General features: G+C 66.9%; 19 protein-coding genes. 6 read left to right on the forward strand and 13 right to left on the reverse strand.

What is annotated here, in order from left to right; all coding sequences use genetic code 11:
- Nucleotides 1-152: 152 nt before the first annotated feature.
- From radA to purF, 3 genes are read left to right on the forward strand one after another with little or no spacing between them, the layout of a single operon-like run.
- Nucleotides 153-1,523 (forward strand): DNA repair protein RadA, encoded by a 1,371-nt coding sequence (gene radA / locus KAK88_RS11830; RefSeq protein WP_242076775.1) that lies wholly within the window; start codon nucleotides 153-155, stop codon nucleotides 1,521-1,523.
- A 31-nt stretch (nucleotides 1,524-1,554) separates the two neighbouring features.
- Entirely contained in the window at nucleotides 1,555-2,151 is a 597-nt protein-coding gene (locus tag KAK88_RS11835) for a CvpA family protein (RefSeq protein WP_242076776.1), read from the forward strand.
- A gap of 27 nt (nucleotides 2,152-2,178) precedes the next feature.
- A complete protein-coding gene (gene purF, locus KAK88_RS11840) occupies nucleotides 2,179-3,684 on the forward strand; it encodes an amidophosphoribosyltransferase (RefSeq protein ID WP_242076777.1) in 1,506 nt (501 codons plus the stop codon).
- Nucleotides 3,685-3,690: 6 nt separating this feature from the next.
- Here the strand turns inward: purF and KAK88_RS11845 are convergent, their stop codons facing one another.
- Together KAK88_RS11845 and KAK88_RS11850 are read right to left on the reverse strand one after the other, a co-directional pair.
- Nucleotides 3,691-3,978, reverse strand: coding sequence for a type II toxin-antitoxin system RelE/ParE family toxin (locus tag KAK88_RS11845; protein ID WP_242076778.1), 288 nt, complete (start codon nucleotides 3,976-3,978; stop codon nucleotides 3,691-3,693).
- Nucleotides 3,978-4,229, reverse strand: coding sequence for a CopG family ribbon-helix-helix protein (locus KAK88_RS11850; RefSeq protein ID WP_017506570.1), 252 nt, complete (start codon nucleotides 4,227-4,229; stop codon nucleotides 3,978-3,980). The genes KAK88_RS11845 and KAK88_RS11850 overlap by 1 nt, the downstream gene beginning before the upstream one ends.
- A 75-nt stretch (nucleotides 4,230-4,304) precedes the next feature.
- Between KAK88_RS11850 and KAK88_RS11855 the strand changes: the two genes are divergently transcribed.
- Nucleotides 4,305-5,060: an SDR family NAD(P)-dependent oxidoreductase gene (locus KAK88_RS11855; protein WP_242076779.1), complete on the forward strand. Its 756-nt coding sequence runs from the start codon at nucleotides 4,305-4,307 to the stop codon at nucleotides 5,058-5,060.
- Here the strand turns inward: KAK88_RS11855 and KAK88_RS11860 are convergent.
- The 8 genes from KAK88_RS11860 to KAK88_RS11895 form a co-directional block, all read right to left on the reverse strand.
- A complete protein-coding gene (locus KAK88_RS11860; RefSeq protein ID WP_242076780.1) occupies nucleotides 5,057-5,542 on the reverse strand; it encodes an NUDIX hydrolase in 486 nt (161 codons plus the stop codon). The two genes, KAK88_RS11855 and KAK88_RS11860, sit on opposite strands and share 4 nt — an antisense overlap.
- 4 nt (nucleotides 5,543-5,546) lie before the next feature.
- Nucleotides 5,547-7,166 (reverse strand): ribosome biogenesis GTPase Der, encoded by a 1,620-nt coding sequence (gene der, locus KAK88_RS11865; RefSeq protein WP_045810560.1) that lies wholly within the window; start codon nucleotides 7,164-7,166, stop codon nucleotides 5,547-5,549.
- Between the two features lie 31 nt (nucleotides 7,167-7,197).
- Entirely contained in the window at nucleotides 7,198-8,580 is a 1,383-nt protein-coding gene (locus KAK88_RS11870; protein ID WP_088582173.1) for a PQQ-binding-like beta-propeller repeat protein, read from the reverse strand.
- 26 nt (nucleotides 8,581-8,606) lie between these two features.
- Complete coding sequence (locus tag KAK88_RS11875) at nucleotides 8,607-9,407, reverse strand: tetratricopeptide repeat protein (RefSeq protein ID WP_242076781.1); 801 nt, start codon at nucleotides 9,405-9,407, stop codon at nucleotides 8,607-8,609.
- Nucleotides 9,408-9,486: 79 nt separating this feature from the next.
- A complete protein-coding gene (gene panB, locus KAK88_RS11880) occupies nucleotides 9,487-10,323 on the reverse strand; it encodes a 3-methyl-2-oxobutanoate hydroxymethyltransferase (RefSeq protein WP_242076782.1) in 837 nt (278 codons plus the stop codon).
- Between the two features lie 69 nt (nucleotides 10,324-10,392).
- Entirely contained in the window at nucleotides 10,393-10,809 is a 417-nt protein-coding gene (locus tag KAK88_RS11885; RefSeq protein WP_055808386.1) for a hypothetical protein, read from the reverse strand.
- A complete protein-coding gene (locus KAK88_RS11890) occupies nucleotides 10,799-11,356 on the reverse strand; it encodes an RNA polymerase sigma factor (RefSeq protein WP_161638875.1) in 558 nt (185 codons plus the stop codon). Before KAK88_RS11890 ends, KAK88_RS11885 begins: the two co-directional genes overlap by 11 nt.
- Before the next feature lie 24 nt (nucleotides 11,357-11,380).
- Nucleotides 11,381-11,776 carry a DUF6249 domain-containing protein gene (locus KAK88_RS11895; protein ID WP_161638874.1) on the reverse strand — a complete coding sequence of 132 codons (396 nt, stop codon included), beginning with the start codon at nucleotides 11,774-11,776 and terminating at the stop codon, nucleotides 11,381-11,383.
- Between the two features lie 175 nt (nucleotides 11,777-11,951).
- On the opposite strand from KAK88_RS11895, the gene KAK88_RS11900 reads away from it, so the two are divergent.
- On the forward strand, nucleotides 11,952-12,191 hold the full coding sequence (locus KAK88_RS11900; protein ID WP_242076783.1) for a hypothetical protein: 240 nt from the start codon (nucleotides 11,952-11,954) through the stop codon (nucleotides 12,189-12,191).
- 7 nt (nucleotides 12,192-12,198) lie between these two features.
- Entirely contained in the window at nucleotides 12,199-13,008 is an 810-nt protein-coding gene (locus KAK88_RS11905) for an endonuclease/exonuclease/phosphatase family protein (protein ID WP_242076784.1), read from the forward strand.
- Here KAK88_RS11905 and KAK88_RS11910 read toward each other — a convergent pair.
- The 3 genes from KAK88_RS11910 to KAK88_RS11920 form a co-directional block, all read right to left on the reverse strand.
- Nucleotides 13,001-13,348 carry an ArsC family reductase gene (locus KAK88_RS11910; RefSeq protein WP_242076785.1) on the reverse strand — a complete coding sequence of 116 codons (348 nt, stop codon included), beginning with the start codon at nucleotides 13,346-13,348 and terminating at the stop codon, nucleotides 13,001-13,003. The genes KAK88_RS11905 and KAK88_RS11910 overlap by 8 nt on opposite strands.
- A 62-nt stretch (nucleotides 13,349-13,410) precedes the next feature.
- Nucleotides 13,411-14,478, reverse strand: a complete 1,068-nt coding sequence (locus KAK88_RS11915; RefSeq protein WP_242076786.1) for a sensor histidine kinase — start codon at nucleotides 14,476-14,478, stop codon at nucleotides 13,411-13,413.
- 31 nt (nucleotides 14,479-14,509) lie between these two features.
- Nucleotides 14,510-15,322, reverse strand: coding sequence for a winged helix-turn-helix domain-containing protein (locus KAK88_RS11920; protein WP_242076787.1), 813 nt, complete (start codon nucleotides 15,320-15,322; stop codon nucleotides 14,510-14,512).
- Between the last annotated feature and the right edge of the window lie 98 nt (nucleotides 15,323-15,420).

A 15,420-nucleotide genomic window follows, 5' to 3' on the forward strand; every position in this document is an offset into this window, starting at 1 on the left:
GATGGGCGGATGTTGACGTTGCGTCGCTTCAAGAAGCAAGGGTGTGCGACACATTCTCAATCCCTCAGTATGGCAAAGGTTGCGCCTGCGACCGAAACTGTCGTGAGCCGACGCCATGTCCGGCGCGACCGTTCGATCTGCTAAGGAAGCCCATGGCTCGCGATTCCGCCCTCTATGTCTGTCAGTCCTGCGGCTCGGTCCACAGCAAGTGGTCGGGCCAATGCGGCTCTTGCGGCCAGTGGAACACCTTGAGCGAAGAAAGCCGCTCTGCCCCGCCGGGCGCGATCAAGCCGTCGGCGGCGGCTTCGGCCCGCACGCGCGGCATCCAGTTCGAAACGCTTCAGTCCGACACGCCCGAGCCGCCGCGCATCACGACGGGCGTGGCCGAGTTCGACCGGGTCTGCGGGGGCGGCGTGGTGCCTGGTTCGGCCATCCTGCTCAGCGGCGATCCGGGCGTCGGCAAGTCCACCTTGTTGCTGGAGGTCGCAGCCAAGGCGGCGCTGCGCGGATCGCGCGTGGCCTACATCTCGGGCGAAGAAGCCGTCGAGCAGATCCGCGCCCGCGCCAAACGGATGGGCCTGGCCGACGCGCCGGTCAATCTGGCGGCGGCGACGGCGTTGCGCGACATCCTGGGCACGCTGAAGCGCGAGAAGTTCGACATCGTCATCATCGATTCGGTTCAGACCCTTTGGTCCGACGTGCATGACAGCGGCCCCGGTTCGATCACCCAGGTCCGGGCCTGCGCGGGCGAACTGGTGCGTCTGGCCAAGAGCGACGGCCCCGCCATCGTCCTAGTCGGCCACGTCACCAAGGACGGCCAGGTCGCCGGCCCCCGCGTCGTCGAACACCTGGTCGATGCGGTCATGACCTTCGAGGGCGAGCGCGGCTATCCGTTCCGCATCCTGCGCGCCGGCAAGAACCGCTTCGGCGCCACAGACGAGATCGGCGTATTCGAAATGGGCGACGCCGGCCTGCGCGAGGTGGCCAACCCCTCCGCCCTATTCCTGGGCGAGGGCAAGGAGCGCGCGCCGGGCGCCGCCGTCTTCGCCGGGATCGAGGGCTCGCGCCCCGTGCTGGTCGAGATGCAGGCCCTCGTGTCCAAGTCCGCCTATGGCACCCCGCGTCGCGCCGTGATCGGCTGGGAGACGGGACGTTTGGCCATGGTGCTGGCCGTGCTGGAGGCCCGCTGCGGCTTCGGCTTCGGCGATCAGGACGTCTATCTGAATGTCGCCGGGGGCCTGCGCATCAACGAACCAGCGGCCGACCTCGCGGCGGCGGCGGCCCTGATCAGTTCGGCGACCGGCGTGTCCCTGCCCCAGGGCTGCGTCGTCTTTGGCGAAATCGGCCTGTCGGGCGAGGTCCGCAGCGTCGGCCGCGCCGAGGCCCGTCTGCGCGAAGCGCAAAAACTGGGCTTCGATCAGGTGCTCGGCCCGACTTTGACCGCCAAGACCAAGGGGGTGAAGGTGACATCCGTGACGCGCCTGACGGATGTGGTCGAACGAATCTCGCAGAACCGCTATTAGACCCTGGTAGCAACCGCAGGATCCCGCACGCGTGACCGGATACGACGTCTTCGCCATCGTGGTGATCCTGTTTTCCGTCGCCGCCGGCTGGGTGCGCGGCGGGGTGCGCGAAGTCATCACCCTGCTCAGCGCGACCCTGGCGGCGCTGGTCGCCCTGATCACCCTGCCCTGGACCGCCGGCGTCACGCGCGCCTTCGTCGATCCCGAATGGGCCGGGTCGATCCTCGCCGCCGTCCTGACCTTCTTCGTCGTCTATTTCGGCCTGCGCCTGGTCGGCTCGATGATGTCCAAGAGCGCCAAGGACCATCCACATCTCGGCGTCATCGACCGCATCTTCGGCCTGTTCATCGGCGGCGTCCGCGCGCTGGTCCTGATCGGCGCGGTGCATCTGGTCATCGTCGCGGCCTTGCCGGGCGAGCGCACGCCGCTCTGGCTCGGAAAGGCGGCCCTCTATCCGGTCAGCGCCATGGGCGCGCGGATGATCCAGATCGTCCTGCCCAGCATCGGACGCGGCGCCGACGCCATCACGCCCGTCGTGGATTCGTCCGTACGCCGGGGGTTTTCGGACGACGAAGCCTTGCCCCCGACGCAATCAGAGCCTAACTCGCCGCGCGAAGCCGCCCGTTAAGTTCCCCCCGGTCATCGGAGCCCCACGATGCGCCACCATATCGCCGATCCCGTCGTTCACCGCGAGCACTGGCGCGAGCCGGAGGATGACCAGCTCCGTCTGGAATGCGGCGTCTGCGGCGTCTGGGGCGCGGACGAGGACGAAGGCTCTTCCGTCGTCGCGCTGGGCCTTCACGCCCTTCAGCATCGCGGCCAGGAAGCCTGCGGCATCGCCAGCGTCAAGGACGAGCGCTTCTACACCGAACGCCACCAGGGCCTGGTGGGCGAGGCCTTCGGCGGCGCCGACCTCATGACGCGGATGCCCGGCCGCGCGGCCGTGGGCCACACCCGCTACTCCACCGCCGGCGGCAGCTTCCTGCGCAACATCCAGCCGATGTTCGCCGATCTGGACCAGGGCGGCATCGCCATCGCCCACAACGGCAACCTGACCAACTTCAAATTCCTGCACGCCCAGCTGGTCAGCGAGGGCGCCATCTTCCAGTCGACTTCGGATTCCGAAGTCATCCTCCACCTGATTGCGCGCAGCCGCAAAGCCAAGATCGTCGATCGCTTCACCGACGCCCTGGCCCGGATCGAGGGCGGCTACGCCCTGGTGGCTCAGACGCGCACCAAGATGATCGGCGCCCGCGACCCGCTGGGCATCCGCCCGCTGGTCCTGGGCCAGTTGGGCGACGGTTGGGTTCTGGCCTCCGAGACCTGCGCCCTGGACATGATGGGCGCGACCTTTGTGCGCGATGTCGAACACGGCGAGATCGTCGTCATCGACGACAGCGGCCTGCGCTCGCTCAAGCCCTTCCCCGCCCGCGCGGCGCGTCCGTGCCTGTTCGAATACGTCTATTTCTCGCGCCCGGATTCGGTCGTGAACGGTCGCTCCGTCTATGAGGTCCGCAAGGAGATGGGGCGCGGCCTCGCCCGCGAACTGGGCGTCGAGGCCGACATCGTCGTGCCAGTGCCCGATTCCGGCGTACCCGCCGCTCTCGGCTACGCCCAGGAAAGCGGCATTCCCTACGAAATGGGCATCATCCGCAGCCACTACCTGGGCCGCACCTTCATCCAGCCCAGCCAAGGCGCCCGTCAAAAGGGCGTACGAATGAAGCACAGCCCCAACAAGTCGGCCCTGGCCGGCAAGCGCGTCGTGCTGATCGATGATTCCATCGTGCGCGGCACGACCTCGCTGAAGCTGGTCCGCGCCGTGCGCGCCGCTGGCGCGACCGAGGTCCATCTGCGTTCGGCCAGCCCGCAGATCCTGTTCCCCGACTTCTACGGCATCGACATGCCTGAGCGCGCCCAACTGTTGGCCGCCAACAAGACGCTGGAAGAGATGCGCGACATGCTGGAGGTCGATTCGCTGGGCTTCCTGTCCATCGACGGCCTGTATCGCGCGATGGGAGAGAGCGGCCGCGACGCCGCCGCCCCGCAGTTCACCGACCACTATTTCACCGGCGACTACCCCACCCGCCTCTTGGATCGCGAGATCGAGGAAGGCGGCCGCGAGTTCGGCGCCAAACAGCTGTCCTTGCTGGTCAGCGCCTGACGACCGTTAGTCGCGGTTCTGTGCCGTGTGGAACAGGCGTATGATCTGGACCTGCCCACCATCGGCATCGTCCGCTAGCGCATAGACGATCAGATACGGCGCTCCAGCGACCAGCTTTTCGTAGGTGTCCGGCTGTTTGCCCGGCCGACCGATCGGTCGTCGCGCCAGCTTTTCTGTCGTCTCGATGATGCGGGCTTCGATCTTCTGCGCTGCGGGCAGATTTCGCTGGGCCAGATAGTCGATGGCGTGGGTCAGTTCCAGCAGCGCACGCCGTGACCAGACGACGGAGCGCATCAGGACTCATATTTGGCGATGGTCTCGCGGATCTGCCGCATGGCCTCTTCGTGCGGGACCACATTGCCTGTTCGGAAATCTTCGAGACCTTCTTCGACGGCCGTCATCATTTCCAGTTCTCGTTCGACGTAGCCAGCGATAGCGCGTTCGGCGAGAAAGGATTGGGTGCGCTGGGTTTTCTCGGCAAGCAGCCCCAGCCGCTCTTTGAGTGTTTCACTCATGCGGACAGTGACGGTCGTGCTGGCAGCCATGCAGAATGCTCCTGTACACATCTGCTTACAGCTTAACACATTGACCGGCCGCGTCGCCACTCCTACCACCCGAACATGACCGACGCCCTCCCCCTGAAAGACCGTATCGCCCTCGTCGTCGGCGCCTCGCGCGGCATCGGTTATGAAAGCGCGCTGGCCCTGGCCAAGGCCGGCGCCCACGTCATCGCGACGGCGCGCACGCAGGGCGGTCTGGAAGAGCTGGACGACGCCATTTTCGCCGCCACCGGCCGCCATGCCACCCTGATCCCGTTCGATCTGGTGGACGGCGGGGCCATCGACCGGCTGGGCGGCGCCATCTTCGAACGGTTCAAGAAGCTGGACATCTGGGTCCACTGCGCCGCCACCATGGGCCCGTCGGGCCTGACGCCGGTGTCGCATGCCGACCCGCGCGAATTCGCCAAGGTCGAAAAGACCAACTTCACCGCCGTCTATCGCCTGATCCGCTCGCTGGAGCCACTGCTGCGCGCCTCCGACGCCGGCCGCGCCATCCACTTCACCACCAGCGTCGCCAGCGCGCCCAAGGCCTTCTGGGGCATGTACGCCGCGACCAAGGCCGGCGCCGAGGCCTTGGTGAAGGCCTGGGCCGACGAGATCGAGAGCACGCCCGTGCGCGTCAGCATCGTCGATCCCGGCCGCATGCGCACCGCCATGCGCGCCCAGGCCTATCCGGGCGAAGACCCGTCCGTCCTGCCCCCCCCCTCCGAAATCGGCCCGCTGGTCGTCGAACTGTCGAACGCCGCCGCCACGCCCCCGCTGACCATCAAGTTCCGCGACTGGATCGCCGGCCCCTCGGTCGACGCCTTGATCTAACGATCGCCGATCAGCGGCAGGCGGAGCGAAGTCAGAATTTCCGCTAGTTCCGCCGGCCAGATCGTCTCTTTGGAATCGCGGATGTCGTCGAGGCTCCACCAGCGGTGTTCGGTCAGAACCCGCTGCTCCTCGTCCGTCCAGCCCTTGGGCGACAGGACGAAGTCGTCGGTGCGCAGCAGGAAGAATCTCTGATCCACGTCCGCCATTCGGCCGTCAGGCAGACGGAAGCTGACACGGACCTGGGCGACCTGCGGGCCGGGGTCTTCGACGACCAGGCCCGTCTCTTCAAACAGTTCGCGGCGCGCGGCGTCTTCAAAGGTTTCGCCGGCCTCGCACCCGCCGCCGGGCGTCGCCCAGAAGGCCGTGCCGGCGAGCGGTCCTTCGGAAAACACGAAGTGGAACAGCAGCACCCGCCCCTGCCCGTCCAGGATCAGCCAACGCGAGGTGGGCCGGGCGGGAAGCGCGCTCTCGGCCTCGCTCATGCCGTCACTTCTTGGCGCCGCCCTTTTGGCCCGTGCGGATCCGGCCAGAGCGCGACACCTGGCGGGCGCCGCCGCGCGCGCCCTTCTGGACCGCCACGGACGAACCGGCCTTCTTCGACGCGCTGGACTTCAACCCGCCAAGAATCTTGGGCTGGGCCTTGCGGGTCTTCTTCTGCTCCAGCGCCTTGCCGGGCAGTTTGGACAGGGCCTCTTCCTTCTCGGCCTTCTTGACGCGGCGCGGCGCGGTCTTGGCGTCGCCCTTGTAGCGTTCGGGTCCCGACTTGGCGCCGCCCTCGGCATAGGGGTTCACGCCGCTGGACTTGACGTTAAGGCGGATTGGCGTGCCCGGCAGGTCGAAGCTCTCGCGGATCGAGTTGACCAGATAGCGCTTGTAATGCTCCGGCATCGACTCGGCGCGATTGGCCATCAGCACGAAGGTCGGCGGGCGGGCCTTGGTCTGGGCGATGTATTTCGGCTTGATCCGCTTGCCGTCCACGGCGGGGGGCGGGTGCCGCTGGGTGGCCATGGACAGCCAGGTGTTCAGGTCCTTGGTCTTCACCTTGACCGACCAGGTGTCATAGGCCTGAAGCACCGCCGGCATCAGCCGCTCGACGCCGCGTCCGCTGTGCGACGACAGGGCCACGAACGGCGAACCCTTCAGTTGCGGCAGCTTGTCCTCGGCCATGCCCTTCAGCTTGGCCATGCGGGACTGGGGCTCGTCCTCCAGGTCCCACTTCGACGCGACATAGACCAGGGCGCGACCCTCGCGCTCGACCAGATCGGCCAGCTGCAGGTCCTGGGTGTCGAAGGCGTCGTCCTTGTCCATCATCAGGATGACGACTTCGGCGAAGGTTATGGCCCGGATGGTGTCGGCGACCGACAGCTTCTCCAGCTTCTCCTGCACCCGCGCCTTGCGACGCATGCCGGCCGTATCGACCAGGCGGATGTTCTTGCCCTCGAACTGCCAGTCGACCGAGATGGAGTCGCGGGTGATGCCCGCTTCCGGTCCGGTCAGCAGCCGGTCGTCGCCGATCAGGCGGTTGATCAGCGTGGACTTGCCCGCATTGGGCCGGCCGATGACGGCGATGCGGATCGGCTTGTCCGGCTCGTCGATCTCCTCGACGAAGATGTCCTGCGAGGCCGCGACGATGGCGGCGTACAGATCGGCCATCCCCTCGCCGTGCTCGGCCGAGATGGCGACGGGTTCGCCGAAGCCCAGGGCGTGCGCCTCGCCGACGCCGCCGCCGCTCTCGCGGCTCTCGGACTTGTTGGCCAACAGGATGACCGGCTTGTGCACCCGGCGCAGGCGCTCGGCGAAGATCCGGTCCAGCGACGTCACGCCCTCGCGCGCATCCATCATGAACATGACCAGTTCGGCGTCATCCAGCGCGGCCTCAGTCTGCTCGCGCATCCGGGCTTCCAGGCTGTCGTCGGTGACGTCCTCGTACCCCGCCGTGTCGATCAGCGTCAGATCCATGTCGCCGATGTTGCCGTCGGCGTAGCGCCGGTCGCGGGTCACGCCGGGGCGATCGTCGACGAGCGCCAGGCGCTTGCCGACGAGGCGGTTGAACAGTGTCGATTTGCCCACATTGGGGCGGCCGACGATGGCGACCTTCAGAGCCATGTCGGCCTTCTAGCTTAGTTTGAGCTGAAAATCAGCGGATGCAGATCAGTTGGCCGTTGTCGGTCAGCACATACAGCGCGCCGTTATAGGCGGCCGGCGCAATATAGGCCGGCGCGCCCAGCTTCAGCGTCGTCTGCGCCACGCCGGTCTTCGGATCGAAGGCGACGGCCTCGCCGAACGAGTTGACCATCACCAGACGGTTGGAGGCCAGCAGCGGTCCCGACCATTGCGGGCGGATGGTGCGACGGCCGAAGGTTAGGAAGCCGCCCTCGCGGCGCTCGCGGCCCTCGTTCAGTTCGCGCGTCCAATAGATCTGGCCCGTGTCGCGGTTGGCCGTGATCAGCTGACCCGACTTGGACACCACGAAGACGGCGTCGCCCACCGGCAGGGGCGCGTTCACGCCCGTCACCGGCAGTTGCCACTTGGGCTGGCCCGAACGCAGGTCCAGCGCCGACATCACGCCCGAATGGCTGACGCCATAGACCATGCCGCGGCTGATGACCGGACGGCCCGCCACGTCGCGAACTTCCGACAGGGCGCTGGTGCGGCTGGTGCGCGACAGGGTTTCTTCCCACACGGCCTGGCCGTTCAGGGCGCTCAGCGCGACCAGCTGGCCCGAGGCGAACGGGGCGACGACGGTCGTTCCGCTGACGGCGGGGCTGGAGGCGCGCATGACGCGCGCCGGCTCGGCGATGCCGCGATAGGTCCAGTCCTGGGCGCCGGTGTTGGCGTCGAAAGCGAACAGCTGGCTGTCGACGTCCACGACGAAGACTCGATTGCCCGAAACGGTCGGGGCGCCGTGGATCGGGGCGTCCACCTGCTGGGTCCAGACCACCGCGCCGGTGTTGGCGTCCAGCGCCGTCATCGAGCGATAGCCGGACGAGACGAAGACCTTGCCGCCGCCGACGGCGACGCCGCCGCCGAAGCCGCCGTTGCGGTCACGATCGGCGTTCTTGACGTTGGCCTTCCACAGGATCGCGCCGGTGTCGGCCGAAACCGCCGAAACGGTCGATTCGCCGTCCAGCACGAAGATCTTGCCGTCGGCGGCCACGATCGGCGCCATGACGTTGCCGACGTGGGCCGATCCCGAGCCGACGCCCCGCTTCCAGGCGATCTGGAAGTTCGGCGCCGCGATGACGTGCTCGACCAGGTTCTCGGACGTGCCGCCCGGCTGCGTCCAGGCCGTCACGGCCTGCGGACCCGGCAGGAAGAAGTCGCGGCCCGACAGGGCGGCCGACGGCGACAGGCTCTGTTCGAACTCCAGCACCGAGATGCGTTGCCCGGCCGAGGCGGTCGCGCCGGCGTCTTCCTTGCCGCCGCCCAGACCGAACGGCAGGTTGCGGCGCACGGTGCCGCAGGACGCCATCGTTGCGGCGACGCCGCAGATCAGCGCGACTTTCAGAACTCGGTTCATCGGGGGCGTCCTGTAAGGGGTCGTCACTATTGGGCGGCCGGCGCGGCGGCGGGAGCCGCCTGGGCAGGTGCAGCTTGGGCCGGAGCAGCCTGAGCGGCCGAGGGCGTCATCGCGTTCGCAGCGCCTGCGGCCGGCGGCGTCGCCTTGGCGGCGGCGTCGATGATGGGCTTGATGGCGGCGGCGGTGCCGGCGTCGATGGATTCTACGGCGATCTGGGCGCGCTGACGGATCGAGTCCGGCACGTCCTGACCCAGTTGCAGCAACACGAAGGCCTCACGCGCTTCCTTGGTCTTGCCGTGTTGCAGGCGCGCCAGGGCCAGGGCTTCCTGGGCGAAGGCGTGCAGCGGGCGCTTGTCTTCGGCCAGCGGCGTCAGGCGCTTTTCGATCTCGGCCAGCGGCGCGGTGTCCATGACCAGGAAGGCGGCCTTCAGGGCGGGCGGGTCCGACAGGATCGGATCGCTGGACGCCTTGGCGGCTTCGTCGAACAGGCGGACAGCCTCTGGGAACTTGTTGGCGCTTACGGCTAGGCCGGCCTGCTGCTGCAGGGCCAGGACCTTGTAGGCGCCGTTGCCTTCCTTGATCGCTTCCTCGAAGGCGGCGCGGGCGTCCATCGGCTTGTCGGCGCGCAGGGCCTCCATGCCGCGATCATAGGCCTCGGCGGCCTTTGCGGCCTTGTTGGAGTTCAGGCTGTCCCAGCCCCACCAGCCCAGGGCGCCGATCAGGGCGACGACCAGCACCACGCCGAAAACGGGCAGCCAGGTCTTGGCCAGGCGCTTCAACTTGTCGGAGCGAAGCTCCTCCTCGACCTGCTCGAAGACATCAACCACTGAAACGTCGCCCCAAAATCGCGAAATGCAAACCGGCGCGGACCCTAGAAGGTCGGCTCCCCGCCCGCAACGTCGTCCGTTACTGCGAAGCCGGCTTTTTCGAGAAGTAGGTCTCGACTTCGGCAGGAAAACGGCGGGTTTTCACATCGCTGGCGAAAGCGGCCGCCGCGCGGTCGATCTCGATGCGCAGATCGGCGTATTTGCGCACGAACTTCGGGGTCCAGTCGAACATGCCCAGCATGTCGTTGACCACCAGCACCTGACCGTCGCAGGCGGCCGAGGCACCGATGCCGATGGTGGGAACGTCGATCGTCTCGGTGATCTCGCGCGCCAGCGATTCGGCGACGCCCTCGATGACGATGCAAAAGGCGCCGGCCTCCGCGACGGCCTTGGCCTCGGCCAGCACCCGGTCGCGCTCGCTCTCGGTCCGGCCCTTGGCCTTGAACCCGCCCTCGGCCAGGATCGCCTGGGGTCGCAGGCCGACATGGCCCATGACCGGAATGCCGCGCTTGACCAGGAAGGCGACGATCTCGGCCATTTCGATGCTGGTTTCCAGCTTCACCGCCTGGGCGCCCGTCTCCTTCATCACCCGCACGCAGTTGGCGTAGGCGACCTCCTTGCCGCCTTCATAAGAGCCGAACGGCATGTCCACGACCACCATGGCCCGCTTGGCGCCGCGCATGACGGCCTGCCCGTGCAGGATCATCATCTCCAGCGTCACGCCGACGGTATTGGGCAGGCCGTGAACCGCCATCCCCAGGCTGTCGCCGACCAGCAGCACGTCGCAGTGCGGATCCAGCAGGGCCGCCATCGGCGCGTCATAGGCCGTCAGGCAAACGATCGGCTCGCCGCCCTTGCGCCCTGCGATATCGGGCACGGTGATGCGTTTGACGCTCTCTTGGGTATGGACGGACATCGCCGGGCCTCCTGACGTGAAGGGGTCAGATAGGCCCCTGCCCCGCCGGTGTCACCCTTGCAGCCGCGCTCACACGTCCTGCGACAGCTTCGCCACGCCCGCCGCCATCAGGGCGACCAGGGCGCCGGCGACGATCCAGAAGGCCATCATGCCCGAGCCGTTCATCAGGTCCAGCGACCCGACACCCAGACCTTGCAGGCCCAATCCGTCCAGGCCCGACTGCGCTGCGCCCTGCGCCGTGGCGGCCGCCGCTCTCAGGCCTTGCGCCAGGGTCGTATCACCGTCGGCGGTGAAGTTGATGTTCACCCCCTCGCGCACCGCCAGCACGCCGCCGATCAGTCCGGCCGCCGTCAGGGTCAGGGCGCGCCAGCGCGACCGCGTCTCCATGCGCGCCTTGACCGTCGCCAGGAACAGGGCCTCGTCCGGCAGGCTCGGCGCCTGGGCGAACAGCCTTTCGATCATCGGATCGAATTCGTCAGCCGACATGGACCGACCTCCCGCCTGAGCCGTGCGCCGGTTGAAGCCGCGCACGGAGTTTATCCAGACCACGTTTGACATGCGATTTCACCGTGCCAAGCGGCAAATTCATGGCTGCCGCGATTTCCGGATGCGACATCCCCGCGCCGTGGCACAGGGAGACGCAGACACGCTCGGTCTCGCTGAGCGTCTTCAACGCCTCGTCCAGGTCCATCAGACCGCCGTGGTCGACAGCCACATCCGCCTGATCGGCCTCGATCTCGGCGACGTAGCGCGCCTCCTTGGCCACCCGCTTCAGATAGAGCCGCGCGGCGATCTTCTTGATCCAGCCCGCAAACGTCCCCTGTCCGCGAAACTCCGCGCACCGCTGGAACCCTTGCAGGAAGGCGTCCTGCGCCACGTCGTCGGACAGGGACGGCGTCGCCCCCATTCGGCGCAGCAGCCCCCGCACCGCCGACCCATGCCGACGCACCAGTTCGCCATACTCCCGCCGACCGCCGGCCGCCGCCTGGGCGGCCAGCTCCACATCGTGGAAGTCGCGTAGAGACTTGCTCATCAGAGCTTCCCCCGCCTGCCGTGGTCAGTCCGCGCCCTTGTTGAAGAAGCTCAGGACGATGAAGGCCAGGCCGATCGTGACGGGAATGCAGGAGATGCCCAGCAGGCCGCTGTCCAGGTTGCCGTTGAAGTTCCCGCCCAGTTCGCTGACGACCGAGAAGGCGGCGATGCCGATGCCGGACGCCAGCCAGATGACGCCGCGCCGGATGTCCTTGGTGCGCGACGGCAGGCTCTTCTGCACATCCTTGGTCATGACATCGATCAGTTCGGGCGGCAGCTGCTGGCCCTTGTCCACCGCATGGCGGATGGTTTCCTGCATGTCGCGCTTCTCGCGATATTTCAGCACCTGCGGGCCGAAGACGATGGCGGTGATCGAACCGAAGACGGCGAACATCGCGAAGATGGGAATGAAGTCTTCCATTTTGTGTACCCCTTGAACCGTTGCAGCAGCCTGATGCGGCGGCCTTCTGATCACAAGAGGCTGGCCGACGCCTCAACGGATGCGCGGCGTTACGTGAAATCTTCGTAAGGTCGCCGTTTCGGCCGCCGCCTGTTCGGTCTAGGGTCCGGTTTCATCAATCTCAGGAGCGCGTCCCATGGCCCATGTCACCTATCGCATCGTCGAACATGACGGCGGCTGGGCCTACAAGTCCGGCGACACCTATTCCGAAACCTTCGCCAGCCACGACGACGCCAAGGCCGCCGCCGTTCGCGCCGCGCGCGAGCAGCGCGTGCCGGACCAGACCGCCGCGATCGAATACGAGACCGCCGCCGGCAAATGGGTCACCGAAAGCGCCGACGGCCACGACCGCCCCTCGACGGACGTCGAGGACTGAGACCGAGATGATCCACCGTCGCACCCTGCTGGCCGCCGCCGCGCTGGCGCCGCTGGCAGGTTGCGCCACGGCCCCAAAGGCCAAGACGCCCGCCGAACTGAAGCTCGTCACCTTCAACATCTGGCACAACATGGGCGACTGGGCCGCCCGCCGCCCGCTGCTGATCGCCGCCCTGAAGGCCCAGGACGCCGACGTCATCGCCCTTCAGGAGGTGCTGGAGGACGCCAATGTCGGGCTGGAGAACCAGGCCCGGATGCTGGCGCGCGAGCTGGGCGGCTATCATGTCGCCTTCGTCTCGACCGACGCCGAGGGCGCCCCGCGTCGCTATGGCAACGCCCTGCTGACCCGCCTGCCGGTTCTGGCCGAGGCCTCGACCAAGCTTGAGCCGCTCGACGATTTCCGCACCGCGCTTCGGCTTCGCGTCGCGGTCCAGGGTCGCCCGGTCGATGTCGTCGTCACCCATCTGGCGTGGCAACAGGACGCCGGCCCGGTCCGCGCCCGCCAGATCGCCTCCCTGCTAGGCTGGCTGCCGCAGGACGGCACGCCCCTGATCGTCATGGGCGACTTCAATGCGACGCAGGAGGATTCCGGCCTGGCGACCCTGACGGGTCCCCGCTTCTTCAGCGCCCTGCCCCGCGGCGCGGTCACAACCACCCTGAACCCGGCCAAGGGTCACCCCGAGCGCGTCATCGACCACATCTTCGTCGAACAGGCCGCCTTCACGCCCGGCGAGGCCCGCCGCTTCGGCGATACGCCAACCAACGGCGAATATCCGTCCGACCACTTCGGCGTCGTCGCGACCGTCCGGCTCAGGTAAGTGCCGAGGCGTAGGTTTCGGGCTTGAATCCCACCAGCCGCCGATCCCCCAGATCCAGCACCGGCCGTTTGATCATCGACGGCTGGGCCGTCATCAGGGCGATCGCCTTCGACTTGTCGATGTCCGCCTTGTCGGCGTCCGGCAGCTTCTTGAACGTCGTCCCGGCCCGGTTCAGCACCGTCTCCCAACCGTGCTCGTCGACCCACTGGCCCAGCCGCCCCGCATCCACTCCGGCCTTCTTGTAGTCGTGGAAGACGTAGTCGACCCCCTGCTGTTCTAGCCAGACCCGGGCCTTCTTCACCGTGTCGCAGTTGGGAATGCCATAGAGGGTGTAGGTCATGGGGCTCTCGAAAGTCGTGGATCAAGCGGATCCAGCCGCTTTCGCCCCCTCGCAAGGCATCGTCAACTGTCGGTCAGACGCGACGCCGGCGCTGTGAACGTCGCCGAGAACCCCTCTACGCCGTAACGAAGATCCGCGCCGCCGCACCCCAGCAGGCCTCTTGCGAGCAGCTTGGCGCCAAATCCGGTCTTGAGCGGCGGATGGGCCGGCGCGCCCCCGCCTTCGATCCACGTCAGAACGAGTTCACCCTCATCAAGCCGCCAATCCACGGAAACGCGGCCGCCGGGCTTGGCGAGGGCGCCATGCTTGAACGCGTTCGTTGTCAGTTCGTGGATGATCAAGGCGACCGTCTGCGCCACACGCGGCGACAGGTGCACCGAGGGCCCCGAGATGGAAACCGGCCTGCGCACCAAATTACCCACCGCTTCGCGAACGATCTCACCGAGGTCGCCGCCATTCCACGCCTTTTCGTCCAGCGTCTGCTGGGTCCGGGCGATGGCGTTCAGTCGCTCGTCGAAACGCTCCAGCACGTCACGATCGACGCCCGACAAGGTGCTGCGGGCGACCGCTTGCACCAAGGCGAGGGTGTTCTTCACCCGGTGACCGCATTCGTCGACCAACATCTGCCGGTGTTGCTCGCCCCGCACCCGCTCGGTCGTTTCAATAGCGATATTCAGGATGCCGACGATCGCGTCGCCGTCCCGTACCGGGCTGTACGACAGTGTCCAGCTGGTGTCTTCCGCATAGCCGTTTCGAACCATCGTAAGCGGCAGGTCTTCCAGAAAAACGGTTTCGCCTGCCAGCGCCCGTTCCGTCAGGGGGCGCAACACGTCCCACACCTCATGCCAGACATGGTCCAGCGGACGGCCCAGGGCGCTCGGATGCTTTTGTCCGAGCAGCGGAATATAGGCGCCATTGTAGAGCAAGGTGCGCTCCGGGCCCCACATGACGCTGGCCGCAAAACCCATTCCCATCATCATGTCATAGGTAATGCTCAGCGCGGGCGACCAATCTCGCCTTGGCCCCAGGGGCGTCGTCGCCCAATCGAACGCGTCAATAAGGGCTGGCATCGGCGCGGCCCCTGTTGACGACGGCATTCGACGAGCAACCGACGAATGCAGCTCCAGCATCGATCTGTGATGCGAACCTCATCATCGTCGTTCAGAATAATCGGATGGTTTCGCTTGGCCGATCGACGATCACGCCCGCGACATAGAGTTTGCGCACCAGTTGCTGCGTGCCGAGGATCGTCCGGCTTTGGAAATCGAGCCAGTTCGCGATCAGGGTCTGATCCGGCAGATTGATGTCTCTCTTGCCCGCGACCCGGATCACCAGGCCTGCCTTTTCAAGCTGACCCAGGTGCCGGCGAACCGTTTCGTCGTCCATTCTGGCGGCCTTAGCGACCTCGATCACGCTCACTGGCCCGAACGGCGGGTTCAGGGGGCCGAGACGGTCGGCGTCCGGCTCGCCATGACCAACGCGCAAGGCGCTCCCGGTGAGATGCGACAGCCAGAGCAGGACGTAGTGCGTCGTCAGGCTGATTTCGGGCTTCAGCGACCGGGCGTGCTGGATGCCTTTCAGGACGTGGGCCGTCATCAGCCGCGTGGCCAAACCTGCGACTGGCCAGGCTGGCGTGACGACCCGGTCGCCGTCGCGGGCGCCGCATGCATTCAGCATCGCCAGCCCATCGACGAACTCCACCGTGGCCAAAAGGAAGGCTTCCATCGCGGACTTGAACGGTTTCGACTGCGACACCTCGGCGCGCAAGACGAAGCAGCCGTCCGTCCGGACCAAGATCCCCCGCTCCACCAGGCCCGCCAGTTTTGTGCGCGCGCTCTCGCGCGGCACGCCCAGGGACATGGCGATGCTGATTGCATTGACAGGCCGCCGCAGGACGTTCGGCAAAATGCCGGCTCCAATGGAAGGGTCGCGTACCGCACCTTCGTCGTCGGCGCCTCTGACGTTCGCATCCACGACGCCCGCGGTCAGCAGGGCGGATATTAGATCCTCGTCGATCCAGGTGCGGGATGCGGCAATGAAATCGAGCGTCAGCTTCGTATTCAGCCAAGCGA

Source organism: Brevundimonas diminuta, assembly GCF_022654015.1.
Lineage (GTDB): Bacteria > Pseudomonadota > Alphaproteobacteria > Caulobacterales > Caulobacteraceae > Brevundimonas > Brevundimonas diminuta_C.

Excerpts from the sequence above, each read along its gene's own strand:
- radA (WP_242076775.1), top strand. The coding sequence starts at position 153 with ATGGCTCGCGATTCCGCCCTCTATGTCTGTCAGTCCTGCGGCTCGGTC.
- purF (WP_242076777.1), top strand. The coding sequence starts at position 2,179 with ATGCGCCACCATATCGCCGATCCCGTCGTTCACCGCGAGCACTGGCGC.
- KAK88_RS11845 (WP_242076778.1), bottom strand. The coding sequence starts at position 3,978 with ATGCGCTCCGTCGTCTGGTCACGGCGTGCGCTGCTGGAACTGACCCAC.
- KAK88_RS11850 (WP_017506570.1), bottom strand. The coding sequence starts at position 4,229 with ATGGCTGCCAGCACGACCGTCACTGTCCGCATGAGTGAAACACTCAAA.
- KAK88_RS11855 (WP_242076779.1), top strand. The coding sequence starts at position 4,305 with ATGACCGACGCCCTCCCCCTGAAAGACCGTATCGCCCTCGTCGTCGGC.
- KAK88_RS11860 (WP_242076780.1), bottom strand. The coding sequence starts at position 5,542 with ATGAGCGAGGCCGAGAGCGCGCTTCCCGCCCGGCCCACCTCGCGTTGG.
- der (WP_045810560.1), bottom strand. The coding sequence starts at position 7,166 with ATGGCTCTGAAGGTCGCCATCGTCGGCCGCCCCAATGTGGGCAAATCG.
- KAK88_RS11870 (WP_088582173.1), bottom strand. The coding sequence starts at position 8,580 with ATGAACCGAGTTCTGAAAGTCGCGCTGATCTGCGGCGTCGCCGCAACG.
- panB (WP_242076782.1), bottom strand. The coding sequence starts at position 10,323 with ATGTCCGTCCATACCCAAGAGAGCGTCAAACGCATCACCGTGCCCGAT.
- KAK88_RS11885 (WP_055808386.1), bottom strand. The coding sequence starts at position 10,809 with ATGTCGGCTGACGAATTCGATCCGATGATCGAAAGGCTGTTCGCCCAG.
- KAK88_RS11890 (WP_161638875.1), bottom strand. The coding sequence starts at position 11,356 with ATGAGCAAGTCTCTACGCGACTTCCACGATGTGGAGCTGGCCGCCCAG.
- KAK88_RS11895 (WP_161638874.1), bottom strand. The coding sequence starts at position 11,776 with ATGGAAGACTTCATTCCCATCTTCGCGATGTTCGCCGTCTTCGGTTCG.
- KAK88_RS11900 (WP_242076783.1), top strand. The coding sequence starts at position 11,952 with ATGGCCCATGTCACCTATCGCATCGTCGAACATGACGGCGGCTGGGCC.
- KAK88_RS11905 (WP_242076784.1), top strand. The coding sequence starts at position 12,199 with ATGATCCACCGTCGCACCCTGCTGGCCGCCGCCGCGCTGGCGCCGCTG.
- KAK88_RS11910 (WP_242076785.1), bottom strand. The coding sequence starts at position 13,348 with ATGACCTACACCCTCTATGGCATTCCCAACTGCGACACGGTGAAGAAG.
- KAK88_RS11915 (WP_242076786.1), bottom strand. The coding sequence starts at position 14,478 with ATGCTGGAGCTGCATTCGTCGGTTGCTCGTCGAATGCCGTCGTCAACA.